The sequence below is a fragment of the Paracoccus sp. M683 genome, from assembly GCF_007096355.1.
Classification (GTDB): domain Bacteria; phylum Pseudomonadota; class Alphaproteobacteria; order Rhodobacterales; family Rhodobacteraceae; genus Paracoccus.
Window position 1 is genome coordinate 1 of the sequence record NZ_VKDF01000053.1, and the last position, 1852, is coordinate 1852.

At 62.0% G+C, this 1852-nt stretch carries 1 protein-coding gene; it reads right to left on the minus strand.

Features of this window, described 5'->3' with window-relative positions; genetic code table 11:
- Positions 1-1639 (minus strand): calcium-binding protein (locus FNJ84_RS21710; RefSeq protein WP_143795272.1); only part of this gene is annotated, 1639 nt, incomplete at its 3' end.
- Positions 1640-1852 lie beyond the last annotated feature (213 nt).

A 1852-nucleotide genomic window follows, 5' to 3' on the forward strand; every position in this document is an offset into this window, starting at 1 on the left:
CGAACAGCCCGTCATTGTGGTTCGAACCCGAGATATTCTCGATCGAGGTCAGCACATCGCCAGCTGCATCGCCCCTGTTGTTCGCGGGCGTGACCAGATCGACGACCACGGCCGCCGCCGCATCGGCGTAACGCGCCCGGTCCTTCCCGGTGCCGCCCAGCAGCTGATCCGCACCGACGCCACCCTGCAAGGTGTCGTTGCCGGCGCCGCCCAGCAGCACATCCGCGCCCTGCCGGCCAAACAGCGCGTCATTGCCGTCACCGCCGCTCAGGCTGTCGCGCCCGGCGCCGCCATCGAACACAAGCTGCCCATTGTGGGAACCCGTGATCGTGTCATCGCCCAGCCCGCCATTAACCCGAACCGCAAACTGCGACGGCAGTTCGGAAACGACCGTGATCGTGTCGTTGCCCAGGCCGCCATTGATGGTTCCATAGAAATTGTAGAGATTGATCACATCATCGCCGGCCTGACCCCTGATCGTGCCATTGAGCAAAGAACTCGACGTGCCGGACAACGTATCAGCACCGCCCCCCAGAAAAAGATCCAACGTGCTTTTGGTGCCGCTCACGCCGACGAGATCGGCCGCACTGCCCAAAACGGCTTTGAGGTTGCCCCCCCGCAGGACCAGGTTGGTGGCGTCATTGCCGCCAAAATAATGGATCCAGCCAAAAGTTTGATTGGGGGCATCGAGCCAGGCATCAATTTCCACATGTTCGATACCTTTCAGGGCCAGCTTATACTGGCCGCCGGCCACCGCCCCCGGCCGCGCGTCAAGGATCATCGGCCGGCCAACCTGCCCCGCACCAGAGGGCGTGATCAGGCTGCCATCGACGAAATAATCAAGTTCATCTTCGCCCTCGCCGCCGTCGATCACACCGCCGCGCGGGTTTTCGATTTCAATCTCGTCGTCGCCACTTCCCAACTGGGCGTCGACCCGAAAGCCGTACAGCAGGACTTCGTCATCGCCGCCACCCATCCGCAGCGTCGCCAGCGGCGACTCGCCCGAGCCAGGGACGAAGGCTTCGTAGGGCGTCAGGCTCACTTCAGTGTCCCTGGCACCGTCGAAGATGGTGACGTGCTGGCTGTTACCGTCATAGACGAGATATTCGGCTGACGAGACTGCCACCGTGTCTCTGGTTGCCGTCGCGCCGGGCCGCATATCGAACGTGATCGCCTTTTCCCCGAGATCATCGTAGGTCAAGCGATCATAACCACCACCCAGGTTCACCATGGTGGCGACCCGCCCAGAGGCATTGGGCGAGAGAGAAACATAGTCACTGCCCTCGCCAGCCGAAACATAACCGCCTGCGAAATAGATCCTGTCCGTGCCTGCGCCGCCAAAAACCTGGCCATAGCCGCGCATCGTCAGGTAATCATCACCAGCCCCGCCAAGGATGATATCCTGCCCGGAATAGCTGTAGATGGTGTCATTGCCATCGCCGCCGTTCAGGGTGTCGACGCCGGGATCGTCAAGACCATCCAGAACATCCGTCAGCCGGTCAGCGCCGGCGCCGCCAACCAGCCGGTCGACGCCATAAAAGCCGTAGAGTGTGTCGTTGCCGTCAAGCCCAAGGATCAGGTCATTGCCTTCGCTGCCCAACAGACTGTCGGCAGCGGCGGTTCCGGTGATGGTTGGCATGGGGTCTCCTGTTTAAAGGCGGCAGTCACTTGCCTGTCAAATGATGCCGCGCCTTTTGCAGGCGCGGCGCAAGGTCGCGGCGGTTACAGCAGCACGTCGTCGGCCAGGGCATTGATCGTCATGCCCAGAACCGTCAGCGTGTTGCCGCCGCCGAAATCAAAGACCGCGTCGATGCGACCATCGCCGTTCACGTCGGATTCGGTGCCAAGGGCG